Source organism: Nocardioides sp. F233 (genome assembly GCF_057813895.1).
The window spans coordinates 461,094-477,469 of sequence record NZ_JBVASH010000004.1; the positions used below are offsets into that span (position 1 = coordinate 461,094).

Genomic DNA, 16,376 nt, shown 5'->3' on the forward strand with positions numbered 1-16,376 from the left:
CCGACCAGTCAGAGGCGCGCCTCGGTGTCGGCGTACACGACCGCCTCGACCTCCTCGAACAGCTCGATGCGCGGCGGGCTGGTGACGCCCGCGTCGCCCATGGCCGCCTTGAGCTCGGGGTCGTTGTGGAAGGCGCGCGCGGCGTCGGCGGTCGCGAAGCCGGCGACGACGGTGATGTTGTTCGGGTCGTCCACGTTGCGGTTGAGGCGGTGGAACACGGCGCCGCCGCGTGCGGGCGGGAAGGTGTCGAACACGGTCTTCCAGGTCGCGTAGTCGGCGACGTCGTGGTTGATGGCGAGGACGTACATGGCGGTTCTCCTTCGATGAGGTGGTGCCTGCGGGGGTCTGCACCATTCGGGGACTGGGTCGAGAATGCCCCGGCCGGAGGTGGCGCCACATGAGGGAGAGCCGACACACAGGCGTCGCGCGGTCCTCACTTAAGAGCGGTCGACCCGCGCCGCGAACGCCACCAGCGCGCTTCGGGAGGGCAGGTCCGTCTTCGCGGACAGGTTCGCGATGTGCCGCTCGACCGTTCGCGGCGAGAGGAACAACCGGCCCGCGATCTCCTTGTTGGAGAGGCCCTCGGCCAGCAGCGCCAGGACCTCGTCCTCGCGGCCGGTGACGCCGAGCTCGCGGAGCGCGACCGGCACGGTTGCGTGCGACTCCGAGCGCTGGCGGGGGACGGGGGCGCCGGTCCGGCGGAGCAGCGAACGGCAGGCCGCGAGCAGCTTGTCGTGGCCGTGCCGCTCGAACTGCGCCATCGCCCCGCGCAGCCAGGTGCCGGGGTCGCCCCAGCCCTGCTCGATCGCGGCCTCCGCGACGAGGCGGCGCCCGAGATGGCGGTACCACGCCACGCTCGCCAACAGGTCGTCCGCCTCGGCCACCGCGAGGCCGGCCTCTTCGTACCGGCCGGCCCGTCCGGCGATGACTGCCTCGGCGTACCGCACGAACCCCAGGTTCAGCTGGAGCGCCGTCGCGCCCGACCTGCGGACCTCGGCGCAGGCGCCCTCGGCGTCGCGGTCGCCGAGGGCGTGCAGGAGCGCCCACAGCCCACGCTGGGGCAGCGGCGGGCTGGTCGGCAAGGAGCGCAACAGGTCCATCTGGGTGTCCAGCTCACGTCCGGCCCGATCCCGTTCCTCCTCGATGAGGGACAGCTCTGCCCGGCAGTGTCCCCACATCACAGCAGCCACCCCCACGTGGTCGCCCGCGCGATCGAGTGCCTCGGCGATGAGCTCTTCCATGCGGTCGAATCGTCGCTCGCGGCCGTGCGCCGCCGCCTCCGCCATCAACGGCAGGGCAGTCAGCTCGCGCATCCCGAGGCGGCGACCCGCCTCGCTCGCTCGGCGCGCAGCCGCGATGGCTTGCTCGTTCTCGAACCTGAACAGCGCGTCGACGGCGAGGTGCAGGTCGATCTGTGCCACCAGGGCCAATGCCCCCATGCCGGAGGCGAGCTCTCGCGCTGCCTCCAGTCGGTCGGGCGGGCGGAGCCGGAGGAAGTCGATGGTCCCGATCTCGAACATGGCGCGGGCACGCCGCAACACGAGCCCGTGCTGCTCGGCGACTGCCGCGGCCTCGATGTACGTCTCCTCGGCCAGGGCCGGGTCCGTGACGCGAGCGCAACGGCCGATCAGCTCGAGCGCCTCGCAGGCGAGGTCCGGCAGGTCGAGCTGCCGGGCCGTGACGAGGGCCCCGCGCGCGAGGTCCTCGGCCACGGGCAGGTCGCCCCGTCCGAAGGCGATCTCGGCGGCGATCACGTCGACGCGCGAGGAGAGGAGGCCGTCGTCGGCCTTCTCGGCATGGCGTCGCGCGCGGGCCAGGTGTCGTTCCGCTTCTTCCCAACGGGTCGCATCCGCTGCCACCGAGGCGAGTCGCAGGTGCGCCATTCCCAGTCGATCGAACGGTGCCGCCACGATGTGCAAGGTGGTGATCAGGTGCTCCCCGATCTCGAGCGTCGCGTCGACCTTCCCCGCCGATGCCAGCGCGATGCAGAGTGTCTCGAGACCGTCAGCGCGGACCTGGGGGTCCTCGGACAACGCGTGAGCGCGAACGAGTGCATCCTCAGCACTGGCGAGCGCTCCGCTGGCGAGTGAGCGGCGCCCGGACTCGACGAGCAACGCCGCTGCTCGTTGATCTCCTGCTCGCTCGGCCAGGCCGGCGCTCAGGTCGCACCATTCCCCGGGCAGTCCGGGGTGGGCCAGCTCGATCGCGTCCAGGGCCCTCCGGGCGATGGAGGCACGCTCGACCGGCAGCAACCGCGAGAGCAGGGCGTCGACGGTCAAGGCGTGCCTGAACTGGAACCGACCTGCCTGGGTGGCGTCAGCCGTCAACAGCTGGGCCTCGACGCCGGCTCTCAACGCACGGAGCACGACCTCGTCCGGCTCACCCGTGAGCTCGCGCAGGAGCGACCACTCGAAGCGTCGGCCCAGGACCGCTGCCGTGAGGAGGACGTGCCCGTCCCCCAAGGAGTCGAGCCGGCGGTTGACGCTGTCCACGAATGTGCGCGGCACCTGTGGCTCGACCTGACCGTGCACGGCCCAGCCGCCGTCCTGCCGGACGAGCGCGCCGGCGTCGACCGCACCGGCCAACAGCTCCTCGACGAAGAACGGCAGGCCGTCTGCGTTCTTGGAGACAAGTGCCCGCACCGGGCCCGGAAGCTCGACCGCATCGATGCATGCGCCCGCCATCGCAAGCGCTTGCGCCGGGGAGAGCCTCCTGAGGTTCGTGACCTCGGCTGCCCGACTCGCAGCGAGCATGTCGATCAGCTCCGTGGCGGGACCGGACTCCTCCGCACGCACGGTGCAGAGCAGAAGAAGTGGTTCGGAGTGGAGGTTCTCGCAGAGGTACTCGACGATCGACAGGGTTTCCGGGTCCGCCCAGTGCAGGTCCTCCAGCACGAGCACACAGGCCCCTCCGTCGGTGCCGATCCAGCGCAACAGACGCAGCAGCGCTTCGGCAAGCACGACGATCGAGCTGTCGACCTGCGGGGCGGCGTCGTCCTGCCACTGCGGGACGAGCCGGGACAGCGAGCCCCGGAAAGGCTGGAGCTCCGGCTGATCGGGGAGGTCCCGGTCTCGAAAATGAGAGAACAACGCTTCGGCGATCGGACGGAACGCGACCGTCGACGACGACGGCGTCGCTCGTCCCACCAGCACCGGGAGACCGTCGCTCCGTGCCCGCTCCACCAGCTCCCGCGCCAGGCGTGACTTGCCGACCCCGGCTTCGCCGAGGAGGAACGATGCCGACCCGCGGGACTGGACCGACTCTCCGAGCGCGTGCTGCAACGAGGCAAGCTCGCTGTCCCGCCCGATCAGAACGGGGCAGAGCAGCTCGGGGGTACTCGAGGACACTCCCACCACCGTACAACTGACGGGCTCCCAATTGGACACCCGTGCGTCGCCCGGCATCGGAGGCCCGCAGAGGGCTGAGGCCCGCCGGGACCGCTCCTCAGGGAGCGGTGACCGTCACCGGGACGTCGGTGTCGCACGGCTGGGCCGCGCACATGTCCGCGACGGCGACGTACCCCCGTTCCAGCTCGCCGGTGGCGGCGTCGACGAGGCGGTACCGCTGGGTCTGGCGGTGGATCGGCTGGGCTTCGAGGAGGACGACGCGCACGTCGCCGTCCTCGAAGCCGCACCGCTCCTGGAGGGCTGCGATCAGCTGCTCGTCGTGGAGGTGGCCGTCACCGAAGTTCCAGCCGAGGACGGCGCCCGCCACCAGCTCGCCCTCGATCGCCCGGTAGTCCGTGTCGTGCCGGGGACCGCAGGCGCGGGGGATGAGCGTGAACAGGGCCCGGCCGTGGCTGTGCAGGGCGCGGAAGGCGTACCCGATGTACTGCGGGAGCTCGGCCTCCTCGGGGCCGTAGATCTTCTCCAGCTGCTGGTGGGGAAGCAGTGCGGCCTTGACCGTGCCGGCGTCGAGCTTCGCCAGCCCCGCCTCGGTGAAGCACCAGTACGACGTGTCCCAGTTGCCGGCGTAGTACCTCATCGCGGGCAGGAAGGAGACCCGGTGCGGGGCGAGGTTGCCGAGCACGACGGTGCCGGCGACGAGCGCCATCAGCAACAGGATCGGCCACCACGTCGTGACGTCGGCGGGACCGAGCGCCGCGTCGTGGACGAAGAGCGTGAGGATCCCGTAGATCATGAAGACGTTCCACTCCAGCGGCACACCCATCGGGAAGCTGGTGAGGATCTGCAGGTGGAAGGCGATCATCACGGTCGCCGCCACCGCCGTCGGCCAGCCGCCGTGGGACAGGAACAGCGCCAGCGGTACGGCGTACTCGACGAGCGTGCCGCCGTGGGCCAGCGCGTGCGCGAGCCACGAGGGCTGCAGGTCGTCGGCGAAGTCGCGGTGGAACAGCCGCTTGATCCGCCGCGAGCGCAGCACCGGGCTGTTGCTCATCATCGCCTGGACGACGAAGGGGAAGTGCCGGTTGAGCTTGGAGGTCGCCGCTCCCCACCAGATCGCGAGCATCACCAGCTGGGCCGCGACGACCGCGTCGGCACCGGTGAGCAGGAAGGTGACGGCCAGCGTGCCGTAGACCTCGGACCGGGCGGCCAGGAAGATCGTCTTGTCCCGCAGGCCGACTAGTGCCAGGGCGGCCAGGACGGCGATCACGGGCTCCCGCGCCAGCACGGGGCCGGGGGAGAGCAGCGCCCAGAGCAGGGCGCCGAGCAGCACGGCGTACAGGGCGACGTCCACGACGCCCCGACGGGTGCCGCGGGTCAGCGGGACCCGGCCCGGCCACGGAGGAAGTCGGATCGTGCCCGGCCGCAGCCAGTAGAGGAACGAGCCGAGCGGCGGGACCATCCGCAGGTTCAGCGGGCCGAAGCCGCACCCCAGTCCGAGCACCTCGAAGAGCATCGTCCACAGCACGACCTTCTGGAACGCGCCCGGGTCGGTGGCGTCGACGCCCGGTGTCGTGAGCGCGAACGCCGCGCCGCCGCCGGCGTACAGGCCGATCTTGAGGACGTACATCAGGAACACGACGTCCGGGGTGCCGAAGCCGATCTCCGCGACGTGCCGGGCCATCGGCCGCATCCGCTCGGCGCGCGTCTGGGCGCGCCAGGCGGTCAGGTCGAGGTCGGGGAGGTTCGGCTGGAGGAAGCCCATGCCCGGACGCTAGGGGCGGTCGGTGGTCCCGAGCATCCAGCGGGCAGCACGAGGCTCGATGGACGGGGTTGTGCGCTCAGCACAGGACCTGGCTGCCGAGCACCCGGCACACCCGGAGGGCGACCTCGACGTTGAGCCGGCCGTCGCCGATCGGGCGGCCGCGGACCTCCTCGGCCCTGCGCACGCGGTAGAGCACGGTGTTGCGGTGCACCGACAGCTCGGCCGCCGCGGCCGTGTGGCTGCCGCGGTGCGCGAGCCAGGCCGCGACGGTCTCGCGCAGGCGGGCATGCTGCTCGTCGTCGGTCGCCAGCGGGCCGAGGACGTCGCGCACCCAGGCCGCGAGGTCCGCCGGCTCCGAGTGCAGCAGCGCGATCAGCCCGGCGTCGGCGTACGACGTGACGACGGACCGCGCGTCCGGACCGGCGCCGAGCGCGACCTCGCGTGCGGTCAGCGCCTGGCGGTGGGTGGACCGGAAGCCCGCGATCCCGGCGCCGGGCTCGCCGACGGAGAGCCGGACCCCGGCGGTGGCCGTGTCGAGTGCGAGCGGGTCGGGCCCGCTGCGGGGCAGGGGGAGCCACGCCCACAGCGTCGCGAGGTCCGGGCTGACCACGAGCGGGTCGCGGACGCAACCGAGGGCGCTCGCGATCCGGCGTACCTCTCGCTCGAGAAGGTCGGGCACGTCCGGATCGCACCACGCGACCACGCCCAGGTGCGTCCCGTCGAGCGGGTAGCCCAGCAGCCGCTCGGCCTGACCGGCCTCGAGCGCGTCGCCCGCCAGGACGGCCGCGACCTGCGCGGCACGCGTCGCCGCGCCGCTGGTCAGCCAGCGCCGGCGCTCGTCCTGGTGGGCCCGCACGACCTGCTCGGAGAGCCCGTCGATGTAGGCGAAGGTCGCCGTCGAGAACTCGACGGTCGCCGCCACGATCGTGGCCGGATCGTCGATGTCACGGGCGAACGCCTCGATCATCAGCTGCTGGCACTCGGCCTGCCCGAGCCGGTAGGCGCGTAGCAGCGCGCTGACCGGGATGTCGCGCCGGGCCAGCCGCCGGGCGTACTCCAGCGCGGTGGCCGGCGGCTCGGCCTCGCGCCCGCCCGCCGCGAACCGCTCCATCGCCACCCGGATGTTGTCGGCCACGCTGGCCGCCAGCAGGTCGGTGAGGACCGGGTCGCCGTCCAGCTCCGGGATCTCCGCCAGCATCCGCTCGACGAGGTGACCGGCCAGTCCGGTCATCTCGCCGGTCAGCGCGGCGGCGGTGCGTGCGAGGAGGTCGGCCACCTGCGGACAGTACTGCCGTTCGGCCGCCGGATCAGCCGACCGCCGCGGTCTGCCCGTCCGCGTCGAGGTCCGCGTCCTGCTCGACGACGGTACGACGGGCGCGGAGCGCTCCGAGGACGGCGACGACGGGCAGCGGCACCAGCAGGGCCCAGTTCACCCAGTCGGTGCGCCCGGTCAGCAGGTCGAGGTTGGACAGCATCAGGTAGATGCCCGCGAGGAGCCCGACCAGGCCGAGCAGCGGAGCGACCACGACGCGGAGCGTGCTGTGACCGCGTCGGTCGCGCAGGAAGAACCGGACGATGCTCACCATGCACACGGCCTGCAGCGCGACGACGCCGATGATGCCGGCACCGTTGGTCCACAGCAGCAGCTCGAGGTAGGGGTCGCCCTTCAGGACCAGGGTCAGGACGACGAGCGTCAGGGAGGCGAGGGTGGTCACCACGCTGGCGTTGGCGGGGGAGCGGAACCGCGGGTGGGTCTGCCCGAGGCGGGCCGGGAGCATCCCGTCGCGGCCGAGCGCGAACAGGTAGCGCGAGGTGGCGTTGTGGAAGGCGACGGTGGCGGCCAGGATGCTGGTCACGATCAGCGCCTCCATGGTGTGCGCCGCCCACGGCCCGAGGTAGGAGTCGGCGAGCATGAAGTACAGCCCCTGGAAGGCGTCGGAGAGGGCGTACTCCTCGAGGCCGGGCACGCCGAGCGCGGCGACGGCGATCCACGCGATGAACCCGTAGAAGAGGGCGAGGAAGCCGACGGCGGCGTACGTCGCGCGGGGCACCGTGCGCTCCGGGTCGCGGGCCTCCTCGGCGTAGATCGCCGTGCCCTCGAAGCCGATGAACGCGCCGAGGGCGAGCACGAACATCGCGCCACTCGAGCCGTTGAAGACGTGGCTCGGCTCGAACGGGACGGCCGCCTGGTCGGGGACCCCGTCGGTCACCAGCACCGCGACCGCGAGCACCACCAGGATGAGCACCTCGAGCGACATGAGGACGGCGAGCACCCGCGCCCCGACGTCGATCTGGCGGTACCCGAGGAACGCCACGACGACCACGCCCGCCAGTGCCCACACGGACCAGTGGGCGTGCAGGCCGAGCAGGTCGTCGAAGGTGGTCGTGGCGTAGAAGCCGAGGAAGCCGTAGAAGCCCGCGCAGATCAGGCCGTACGACAGCAGCGCCACCAGCGCAGCCGCACCTCCGGCGCGGTGGCCGAGACCTCGGCCGATGAACGCGTAGAAGGCTCCGGCGTTGCGCACGTGCTGGGCGAAGGCGGTGAAGCCGGCTGCGCACAGCACGTAGACCACGCCGCTGAAGACGTAGGCACCCGGTGTGCCGATCCCGCCGAGGCGGAAGGCGAGCGGCGCGGCGCCCGCCATCACGGCGAGCGGAGCCGCGGCCGCGACGACGAAGAAGAAGATGTCGAAGGTGCCGAGCTTGCCGGAGGCGAGCCCGGTCCGGCCCTCCGCCGTGGTCACCGGGCCGCTCCGTCCGTGACGTCCGTGATCGCGGGCCACCACGAAGGATCGGTCCACAGCCCGAGCTCCTGCTCCAGGGCGGCACCGATGCCGAAGACCGTCGCGTCGTCGTACGTCCGACCGACGATCTGGACGCCGGTCGGCACGCCGTTGGGGGCGAGCCCGGACGGCACGGCGAGCACGGGCACCCGGCCGATCACGTTGAACGGCAGCGTCATCAGCTTGTCGAACACCGCCCGGGTGTCGGTGCCCGGCTCGTCGGCGGCGAAGCCCGTGGTCGCGATGGTCGGGCAGAGGAGGACGTCGTGGTCGGTCATCAGCTCGGCGAACGGCCGGTAGAAGGCCGACTCCTCGACCAGGCCCTGGACGTGGTCGCCGGCGCTGGACGCGGCCGCGGCGAACGCCCGGGTGTAGGGCATCAGCTGGTCGGCCCGCGTCGGGTCGCCGTGCAGGACCTCCTCGATGAACGGGCCCATGATCGCGCCGAAGTGCGGCCACGCGGTGTCCAGGACCCGCTGCGGTCCCCACGGCAGGTCGACCTGCTCGACGACGGCGCCGGCGTCCTTGAGCGCCGCCGCGACCGCACGGGTGTTGGCCTCGACGGCGGGATCGACGTCGTAGCCGCCGAGGTCCAGGCACAGCGCGACCCGGACCCCCTCGAGGCTGCGGACGACGCCCGCGACGGCGGCGCGGTCGCGCAGGGAGGCGGCGTCACCGACCCAGGGGCCGGAGATGACGTCCTGGAGCAGGGCGACGTCCGCGACGCTGCGCCCCATCGGGCCGTCGGCGCAGTAGGTGTCGGAGTTGAACGGCGCCAGGCCGGGCACCCGGCCGAAGGGCGGCTTGAACCCGACGACGCCGCAGAAGGAGGACGGGATCCGGATCGAGCCGCCGATGTCGGAGCCGGTGGCGAGCACGGTCGACCCGGCCGCGAGCACCGCGCCCGCGCCGCCGGAGGATCCGCCCGGCGTCAGGTCGGTGTTCCACGGGTTGCGGGTGACGCCCCACAGCTTGGTGTGGGTGACCGGCGCGCAGCAGTACTCCGGTGTCGTCGTCCGACCGTGGACGACCGCGCCGGCGTCGATGATCCGGTCGACGATCGGGTGGGTCTCGGTGGCGACGTGGCCCTGCTCGAGGAGGCAGCCCTCCTCCTGGAGGTGCCCGGTGATCGGCTGCTCCTCCTTGAGCATGAGCGGGATGCCCTCCAGCGGGCGCAGCGGCTCGCCGGCGGCGATCCGCTCCTGGGAGACGACGGCGGCCGCGCGTGCCTCGTCCAGCCACTGCTCGGTGACCGCGTTGACGACCGGCTCGGTGGCCTCGGTGCGCGCGATCACCGCCTCGAGCAGGTCGACGGGCGAGAGCTCGCGGCGCCGGAACATCTCGGCTGCCTGCGTCGCGGTGATTCGGAACAGGTCCACGGTGGCCTCCACGAAGTCCGTACGCCGTACGGTCCGTACGGTGTACGGACGATAACGTGGCGCCATGACGGCACGTCAAGAGGTCGAGCGGGAAAAGTCCGAGGGACGGCAGTACGTCAGCCGTGACGACGTCGTCGAGGCGGCCTTCGCGCTCGCCGAGAGCGACGGGCTCGACGCGCTGACGATGCGCAAGCTCGCCGCCCGGATCGGCCGGGCGCCGATGAGCCTCTACACGCACGTGAAGAGCAGGGAGGACCTGGTCGACGCGATGGTCGAGCGGCTGATCGCCCGCCTCGACCTCGGCGAGCAGCCCGGCGAGACCTGGCAGGAGGCGCTGCGCTCCGCCCTCGGCGGCTACCGCGACCTCGCCGTGCGCTTCCCCCGGGTGTTCGAGCTGCTGGCGCTGGCGCCGTACGACTCCTCGCCCGTCGCCCCCCACCTCGCCCGGATGCTCGCCCGGCTGGAGCGCGGCGGGCTCGAGCCCGACCAGGCTCGCGAGGTCCTCGGCATCGCCGACGCCTACGCATCGGGCTTCCTCGTGGTCTGGGCGCGCACGCAGTTCGAGCACGCGACGAACACCCCGACCGACCTGCGGTCGGGCGTCGCCGGGCTGCGCGACCTGGCGACCTTCGAGCCGGGCCTCGAGGCACTCATCGCCGGGCTGGACGCCACCTTGGTGCGTCCTCCCGGCCGGTGACCCGCGACCGGGAGTGGGCGGAGCGCGCGGAGACGTCGCTCCGGATGGTCTGGTCGAGTGGCCGGGTCTGGTGCGAACGGGCCATGCGGGCCGCACAAAGGTCGGAACGTCTGCAAATCCCCTGCGAGTTCTCGATCGGGCACCGATCGTGATATAGGCCGCGCCACAGGGGCCGCGGTGACAGGCTTGGGGGTTGGCATGGATCGCACGGGGCGTTCGGCCGTTCGCGGCCAGCCGGCGACACCTGCCGAGCGCTTCTCCCGGCCCCCGGGAAGGCGCTGGCTCCGGATCTACGTCGCGGCCGTGCTCCCGGTCTGCGTCGTGTACGTCGCGCTCCCTGATCCGCCGCGCTACCTGTGGACCCTCATCGGGCTCCTCTCGCTCGCCGGGTTGGTGACGGGGACGGTCGTGAACCGACCCCGCCGCCGGCTGCCCTGGTGGTTGGCCGCCGGCGGCGTGAGCTCGCTGATGATCGGAGACGCGGTCTACGACGTCCAGACGGTGGTGCTGGGCGACGCCAACCCGTTCCCGTCGGTCGCGGACGGGCCGTACCTGGCGATGTACCCGCTGCTCGCGAGCGGGTTGTTCGTGCTGATCCGCGCCACCTCGCCGCGTGGCGACAAGGACGCGCTCCTCGACGCGACCTTCGTCACCGTGGCGGTCGGGCTGATCGTCTGGGTGGACCTGGCCCAGCCGTACGCGCAGGACCCCACCTTGAGCTGGATGCAGAAGGCGGTCTCGATCGCCTACCCGCTCGGCGACGTGCTGATCCTCGCGGTGCTGGTGCGGCTGCTGATCGGCGGCCGGCGGCGCAACCGAGCGTTGTGGTTGCTGAGCGTCGGCACGGTCGGCCTGTTCGGCTCCGACGTGCTCTACGGCTTCATCCAGCTGAACGGCTCCTGGTCGACGGGCGGGGTCGTCGATGTCGGCTGGATGCTGTTCTACGTGGCCTGGGGCGCGGCCGCCCTGTCGCCGGACATGGCGCGGCTGACCGAGCCGGTCCGCTCGGCGGGGCTGCCCACCTCGCGTCGACGGCTGTTCGTCTTCGCGATGATCCCGTTGCTGGCTCCGGTCCTCCAGGTCTGGAACGTCACGCACGGGACCATCGCGAACGTCCTGGTCACCTCGGTGGCGTCGGCGATCATGTTCCTCCTGGTCGCGCTGCGGCTCAAGGACCTGGTGAACGCAGCACGCCACTGCGCCGAGCGCGAGAACGCCATGCGGCGCACCGGCGAGGCGTTCGTGGCCGCCTCGGACCCTGCCGCGGTCCACCGCGTCGGAGTCGCCGCGATCGGCGATCTCACGGGTCAGTCGCGCAGGATCCTCATCGCCACCGGATCGCCCCTCCGGCTCGTCTTCGACTCCACCCGGGGGGACGCTCCGACGGTGGAGGACGTCGAGGGCGTGCTCCAGCGGCACCGCGACGAGCTCCGCCGGCAGGGGTTCGTGCTCACCACGGCGGATCGGTGCGGCCCCGAGCTCTCGTCGGCGTGGGCCCCCGACGCCGTGGTACTGCTCGCCGCGATGGTGCGCGGGGACCAGATCAGGGGCGTCCTGGTGGTCAGCGGAGAGGGAGTCGACCGGCCGGAGATCATCGACCCGATGTGCTCGCTCGCGTCGCAGATGATGCTCGCGATCGACAGCATCGAGCTCACCGCGCAGGTCACCCAGCGCCGCAGCGAGGCGCACTTCCGGGCGTTGATCCAGACCGCCGCGGACATCATCCTCGTCGTCGACGAGCAGCTGCGGCTGAGCTTCCACACCCCGTCGGCCGAGCTGGTCCTGGGCTGGGACGCGGCAGACACCGTCGCCCGATCGATCGACTCCGTCGTGGTGGCCGCCGACGTGGCGCGCGCACGGCTGCTGCTCCAGCGGGTGATGGCCGGTGAGTGGGGTTCGCGCGCCGCGGGCCGGCCGTACGACGAGTGGCGCGTCGCGGACCGCCACGGCGTCGTACGCCTCTTCGGGGTCTCGTGCAGGAACCTGACCGACGACCCGAGCGTGGGCGGGGTGGTGGTGACGCTCCACGACATCACGGATCGGCGCAAGCTCGAGGACGACCTCAAGTACCAGGCCTTCCACGACTCGCTGACGCAGCTGCCCAACCGTTCACTGTTCCTGAACCGGGTCGAGCACGCGCTGGCGAGGAGCGGGCGGCACCGCGAGCGGCTGGCCGTGCTGCTGGTGGACCTGGACAACTTCAAGGTCATCAACGACACCCGTGGCCACGCGGCCGGCGACGAGCTGCTCCGTCAGGTCGCCTGCAGGCTACGGGGCACGATGCGGGCCGAGGGTACCTGCGCACGGCTGGGCGGCGACGAGTTCGCGATCCTGGCCGAGGGCCTGGCGACCGACGCGGAGGCGGGCCAGCTGGCCGACCGGCTCGCCGAACGGCTGCGGACTCCGTTCGAGATCTGCGGCGAGTCGATCACGGTGGGCGCCAGCATCGGGGTCTCCACCAGCGACTACGAGGCCAGTGCGTCCGATCTGCTGCTCCAGGCGGACCTGGCGATGTATGCGGCGAAGGACGCGGGCAAGGGCAGCACCCGGTTCTTCCAGCCGGAGCTGCTCGACCTCATGCAGCTGCGGGCACGGAAGGCGAAGGAGCTCGAGTGGGCCGTCGAGCGTGAGGAGTTCACCCTGCACTTCCAGCCGGTCGTCTCCCTGGTCACCGAGCGCGTGATCGGCTTCGAGGCCCTGCTCCGCTGGGAGCACCCCGAGCACGGCCTGCTCCTCCCCGGAGAGTTCATCGACATCATCGAGGAGAGCGAGCTGTCGGTGACGGTCGGTTCCTGGGTGGTCGATCGTGCGATCGCCCAGGCCGCCGCGTGGCAGCGATACGCGCCCGTGGACGGGCCGCTCAAGATGAGCATCAACGTCACCCCCCGGGAGCTGGCGAGCCCCGGTTTCGTCCCGTCGGTGGTGGCCGCGCTCCAGCGGCACGGTCTGCCGTCCGAGGCGGTGGTCCTGGAGATCACCGAGCGCGTGCTGGTCGGCACCGAGCCCCAGATCATCGGTGCCATGGCCCGGCTGCAGGAGCTGGGCGTGCGGCTCGCCGTCGACGACTTCGGGACCGGGTACGCCGCACTGGGCTACCTGCGCCGGTTCCCGGTCAGCACCCTCAAGATCGATCGCAGCTTCGTCGCCGGCCTCGGCACGTCGTCCGACGACCACGCCCTGGTCGAGGCGATCATCGGTCTCGGCAGGACCTTCGACCTGGACCTGATCGCCGAGGGCCTCGAGACAGACGAGCAGCGCCGTGAGCTGCTGCTGATGGGCTGCCACGGAGCCCAGGGCTTCCTCTACTCCCGCCCCATGCCCGCTCAAGACGCCGAGGCCTACCTCGACGCGATCGTTGCCGCTGGCTCCGAGCCGGCACTGACCGACCTCGATTCCGGTCGCTGAGCGCGCCTGCGCTCGTCCTGCCCGCCACCCCGTACGTCTGTGCCCCATTGCCCAGGAGGGAACCGTCCATGACCACCATCCCCACCCCGAACCACGTGCGGAACAGGCACTACGAGGACCTGGACCGGCTCCGCCGGCTGAGCCCGATGTACGACGCCGTCATCGAGGAGGTCGACGGCCGGATGATCCGCATCGGCGACAAGTGGCTGGCGGACTTCGCCTCCTGCAACTACCTCGGGTTCGATCTCGACCCGGAGATCATGGACGCGGTCGAGCCGATGGTCCGCCGCTGGGGGACCCACCCGAGCTGGTCGCGCCTGCTGGGCAACCCGCGGCCCTACCTCGAGATCGAGGAGCGGCTCACCGCGCTGCTCGGCGCTCCGGACACACTGGTGCTGCCGACGATCTCCCACATCCACACCACCGTCATCCCCCTGCTCGCCGGTCAGGGCACCGTGCTCATGGACAGCCAGGCCCACAAGACGATCTACGACGGCTGCGCGATCGCCCGCGGCCGGGGGGCCAGCCTGGTGCGCTTCCCCGCCAACGACCCGTGGGCGCTGGAGCAGGAGCTGCGGCTCACCGCCCCGGGAGCGCCGCGCCTGGTCTGCATGGACGGGGTCAACAGCATGACCGGCAACGTCCCGGACATCAGCACCTTCGCGCACATCTGCCGGGAGTACGACGCCCTCCTGTACGTCGACGACGCGCACGGATTCGGTGTCATCGGCGAGGGACCCGGCGCCGACCAGCCCTACGGACGGAGCGGCAACAGCCTCGTTCGCTTCGCCGGCGAGACCTACGACAACGTCGTGCTCGTCGGAGGGTTCTCCAAGGCCTACTCCTCGCTGCTGGCTTTCCTGGCGCTGCCGACCGAGCTGAAGAACTTCCTGAAGGTGGCCGCGCCGACGTACCTCTACTCGGGGCCCTCGCCGACCGCGTCGCTCGCGACCGTGCTGGCCGGCCTCGACGTCAACGCCACCCGCGGCGACGGCATCCGCGCCGACCTGCACCGCAAGACCGCCCGGGTGCTCGCGACGGTGCAGGCCCTCGGCCTCCACACGCCCAACGTCTCGGGCCTGCCGATCATCGAGCTGCCGCTCGCGCGGGCCGAGGACATCGACGAGGTCGGCGACTTCCTGTTCGAGCGCGGGATCTACGTCACGCTCGCGGCGTACCCGCTCGTCCCGCGCAGTCAGGTCGGCTTCCGTGTCCAGGTCACCGCAGCCAACAGTGACGACGAGATCACCCTGCTCTGCGCGGTCCTGGACGAGCTGTGCCAGCGGTTCGACATGGCGACCTCGGCCCCGGAGGCGGCCTGATGCGGGTCGTCGACGACGACGGCGTGCGCACCGAGGTCGCCCTGCTCCGGCCGCTGAGGATCCGCGACTTCCGGCTGCTCTGGACCGGGATGACCCTGTCGCTGCTCGGGGACGGTGTGCTGCTCGTGGCACTCGCCTGGCAGGCCTACCAGCTGTCGAACCGACCGGGCGCGATGGCGGCCGTCGGGGTCGCTCTCACCCTGCCCCAGGTGCTGCTCGTGCTCTTCGGGGGCGTGGTCAGCGATCGGTTCGAGCGCCGCCTGGTCATGCTGGGCGCGGACCTGGTGCGCGGCGTCGCCCTCGTGGTGCTCGTCGTGCTGTCGGTGACCGGGTCGTTGCAGCTGTCGCACCTGGTGGCGTTCGCCGTCGTGTACGGCGCCGCGTCGGCCTTCTTCATCCCGGCGTTCGACGCCCTGGTGCCGAGCATCGTGCCCGAGGAGCATCTCGTCGAGGCGAACGCCCTCGACCAGGTCGTCCGCCCCGCCGCGCTGTGGCTGACGGGGCCCGCGCTGGGCGGCGTGCTCGTGGGCTGGGGGAGTGCCTCGACGGCGTTCGCGCTCGACGCGGCCACCTTCGCCGTCTCCGCCGGCTGCCTGGCTCGGATGTCGCGCCTCCCCGGCCGCGAGCCGGACGCGATGACGGTGCGGTCCGCGGTCCTCGAGCTGCGCGAGGGCTTCCGGTTCGTGCGCAGCCAACCCTGGCTCTGGGCGACCTTCGTCGCCGCGACGTTCACCTACCTGCTGTTCCTGGGGCCGACCGAGGTGCTCCTGCCGTACCTGGTGCGCAACGAGCTCGGCGGGAGCGCCGGCGACCTCGGCCTGGTGCTGGCCGCCGGCGGCCTGGCGGCGGTCGCCGCGGCCCTGCTGATCGGCCAGACCGGGCTGCCGCGCGGGACGATGGTCTTCACCTACGTGGTCTGGACCGTGGCCACCCTCGGTGTCGCCGGATACGGCGTGGCGACCTCGAAGTGGCACGCCATGGGCGTCGCGGCGCTGATCGCGTGCTTCGAGGCGCTGGGGGCGGTCGCCTGGACGACCACGAAGCAGCGGCGGGTGCCCCCGACCCTGCTCGGCCGCGTGTCGTCGTTCGACTGGTTCATCTCCATCTCGCTCGTGCCGCTGTCCTACGCGCTGACCGCCCCGGCGGCCGCCGCCTGGGGAGTCCGGGAGACGCTCGTGGGAGCCGGCGTGCTCGGTGCCGGGGTCACGCTCGCGTTCCTCTTCGTGCCGGGCGTCCGGACGCCCGATCAGCAGCTCGCGACGGTGCCGGCATGAGCGGTTCCGTCGTCGCTGCCGCCGTGGACGCGCTCGGCACTGCGTTCCTCACCGGAGACCCGGACGAGGTCCTGGGGCACTTCGTCACCGACGGCGAGCCGGTCTACGCCGGCTCCGAGCCGGACGAGGTCGCCGTCGGGAGGGACGCGCTACGGGCCCTCCTGGCGGGGCTGTTCTCCCGCGACGAGCGGTACACGTGGCACACGACGCGGGTGTCGTCGACCCGAGCGGGCGACGGGTTGTGCCTGGTCGCCGACGCGATCTTGAGCGTCCACCCCCACCGCGACGGCGTGACGGCGCGGGAGCCCGCCGAGCAGGTCACGTACCGGATCTCCGGCGTGCTCGAGCGGGAGGCCGCGCACTGGCGCTGGCGGATGTGCCAGGGATCCGAGCCCGCGCAGCCCTAG

At 72.0% G+C, this 16,376-nt stretch carries 11 protein-coding genes; 5 read left to right on the forward strand and 6 right to left on the reverse strand.

Annotated features, from left to right (window positions below):
- Positions 1-8: 8 nt before the first annotated feature.
- The 6 genes from ACZYRU_RS18215 to ACZYRU_RS18240 form a co-directional block, all read right to left on the reverse strand.
- Positions 9-308, reverse strand: coding sequence for a hypothetical protein (locus ACZYRU_RS18215; RefSeq protein ID WP_488958500.1), 300 nt, complete (start codon positions 306-308; stop codon positions 9-11).
- A gap of 129 nt (positions 309-437) precedes the next feature.
- A complete protein-coding gene (locus ACZYRU_RS18220) occupies positions 438-3,347 on the reverse strand; it encodes a helix-turn-helix transcriptional regulator (protein ID WP_488958501.1) in 2,910 nt (969 codons plus the stop codon).
- Positions 3,348-3,444: 97 nt separating this feature from the next.
- On the reverse strand, positions 3,445-5,109 hold the full coding sequence (locus ACZYRU_RS18225) for a DUF3556 domain-containing protein (protein ID WP_488958502.1): 1,665 nt from the start codon (positions 5,107-5,109) through the stop codon (positions 3,445-3,447).
- Between the two features lie 76 nt (positions 5,110-5,185).
- Positions 5,186-6,385: a PucR family transcriptional regulator gene (locus tag ACZYRU_RS18230; RefSeq protein WP_488958503.1), complete on the reverse strand. Its 1,200-nt coding sequence runs from the start codon at positions 6,383-6,385 to the stop codon at positions 5,186-5,188.
- Between the two features lie 31 nt (positions 6,386-6,416).
- Positions 6,417-7,853 carry an APC family permease gene (locus ACZYRU_RS18235; protein ID WP_488958504.1) on the reverse strand — a complete coding sequence of 479 codons (1,437 nt, stop codon included), beginning with the start codon at positions 7,851-7,853 and terminating at the stop codon, positions 6,417-6,419.
- Positions 7,850-9,271: an amidase gene (locus ACZYRU_RS18240; protein ID WP_488958505.1), complete on the reverse strand. Its 1,422-nt coding sequence runs from the start codon at positions 9,269-9,271 to the stop codon at positions 7,850-7,852. The genes ACZYRU_RS18235 and ACZYRU_RS18240 overlap by 4 nt, the downstream gene beginning before the upstream one ends.
- Positions 9,272-9,335: 64 nt before the next feature.
- On the opposite strand from ACZYRU_RS18240, the gene ACZYRU_RS18245 reads away from it, so the two are divergent.
- The 5 genes from ACZYRU_RS18245 to ACZYRU_RS18265 all read left to right on the forward strand — a co-directional run bounded on the left by ACZYRU_RS18245 (position 9,336) and on the right by ACZYRU_RS18265 (position 16,376).
- Positions 9,336-9,968 carry a TetR/AcrR family transcriptional regulator gene (locus ACZYRU_RS18245; protein WP_488958506.1) on the forward strand — a complete coding sequence of 211 codons (633 nt, stop codon included), beginning with the start codon at positions 9,336-9,338 and terminating at the stop codon, positions 9,966-9,968.
- Between the two features lie 198 nt (positions 9,969-10,166).
- Positions 10,167-13,373: a putative bifunctional diguanylate cyclase/phosphodiesterase gene (locus ACZYRU_RS18250; protein WP_488958507.1), complete on the forward strand. Its 3,207-nt coding sequence runs from the start codon at positions 10,167-10,169 to the stop codon at positions 13,371-13,373.
- A 68-nt stretch (positions 13,374-13,441) separates the two neighbouring features.
- Positions 13,442-14,695, forward strand: coding sequence for an aminotransferase class I/II-fold pyridoxal phosphate-dependent enzyme (locus ACZYRU_RS18255; protein WP_488958508.1), 1,254 nt, complete (start codon positions 13,442-13,444; stop codon positions 14,693-14,695).
- Positions 14,695-15,969 (forward strand): MFS transporter, encoded by a 1,275-nt coding sequence (locus ACZYRU_RS18260; protein ID WP_488958509.1) that lies wholly within the window; start codon positions 14,695-14,697, stop codon positions 15,967-15,969. Before ACZYRU_RS18255 ends, ACZYRU_RS18260 begins: the two co-directional genes overlap by 1 nt.
- The gene (locus ACZYRU_RS18265) at positions 15,966-16,376 is read left to right on the forward strand and encodes a nuclear transport factor 2 family protein (protein ID WP_488958510.1); all 411 of its coding nucleotides are present in this window, start codon (positions 15,966-15,968) and stop codon (positions 16,374-16,376) included. The genes ACZYRU_RS18260 and ACZYRU_RS18265 overlap by 4 nt, the downstream gene beginning before the upstream one ends.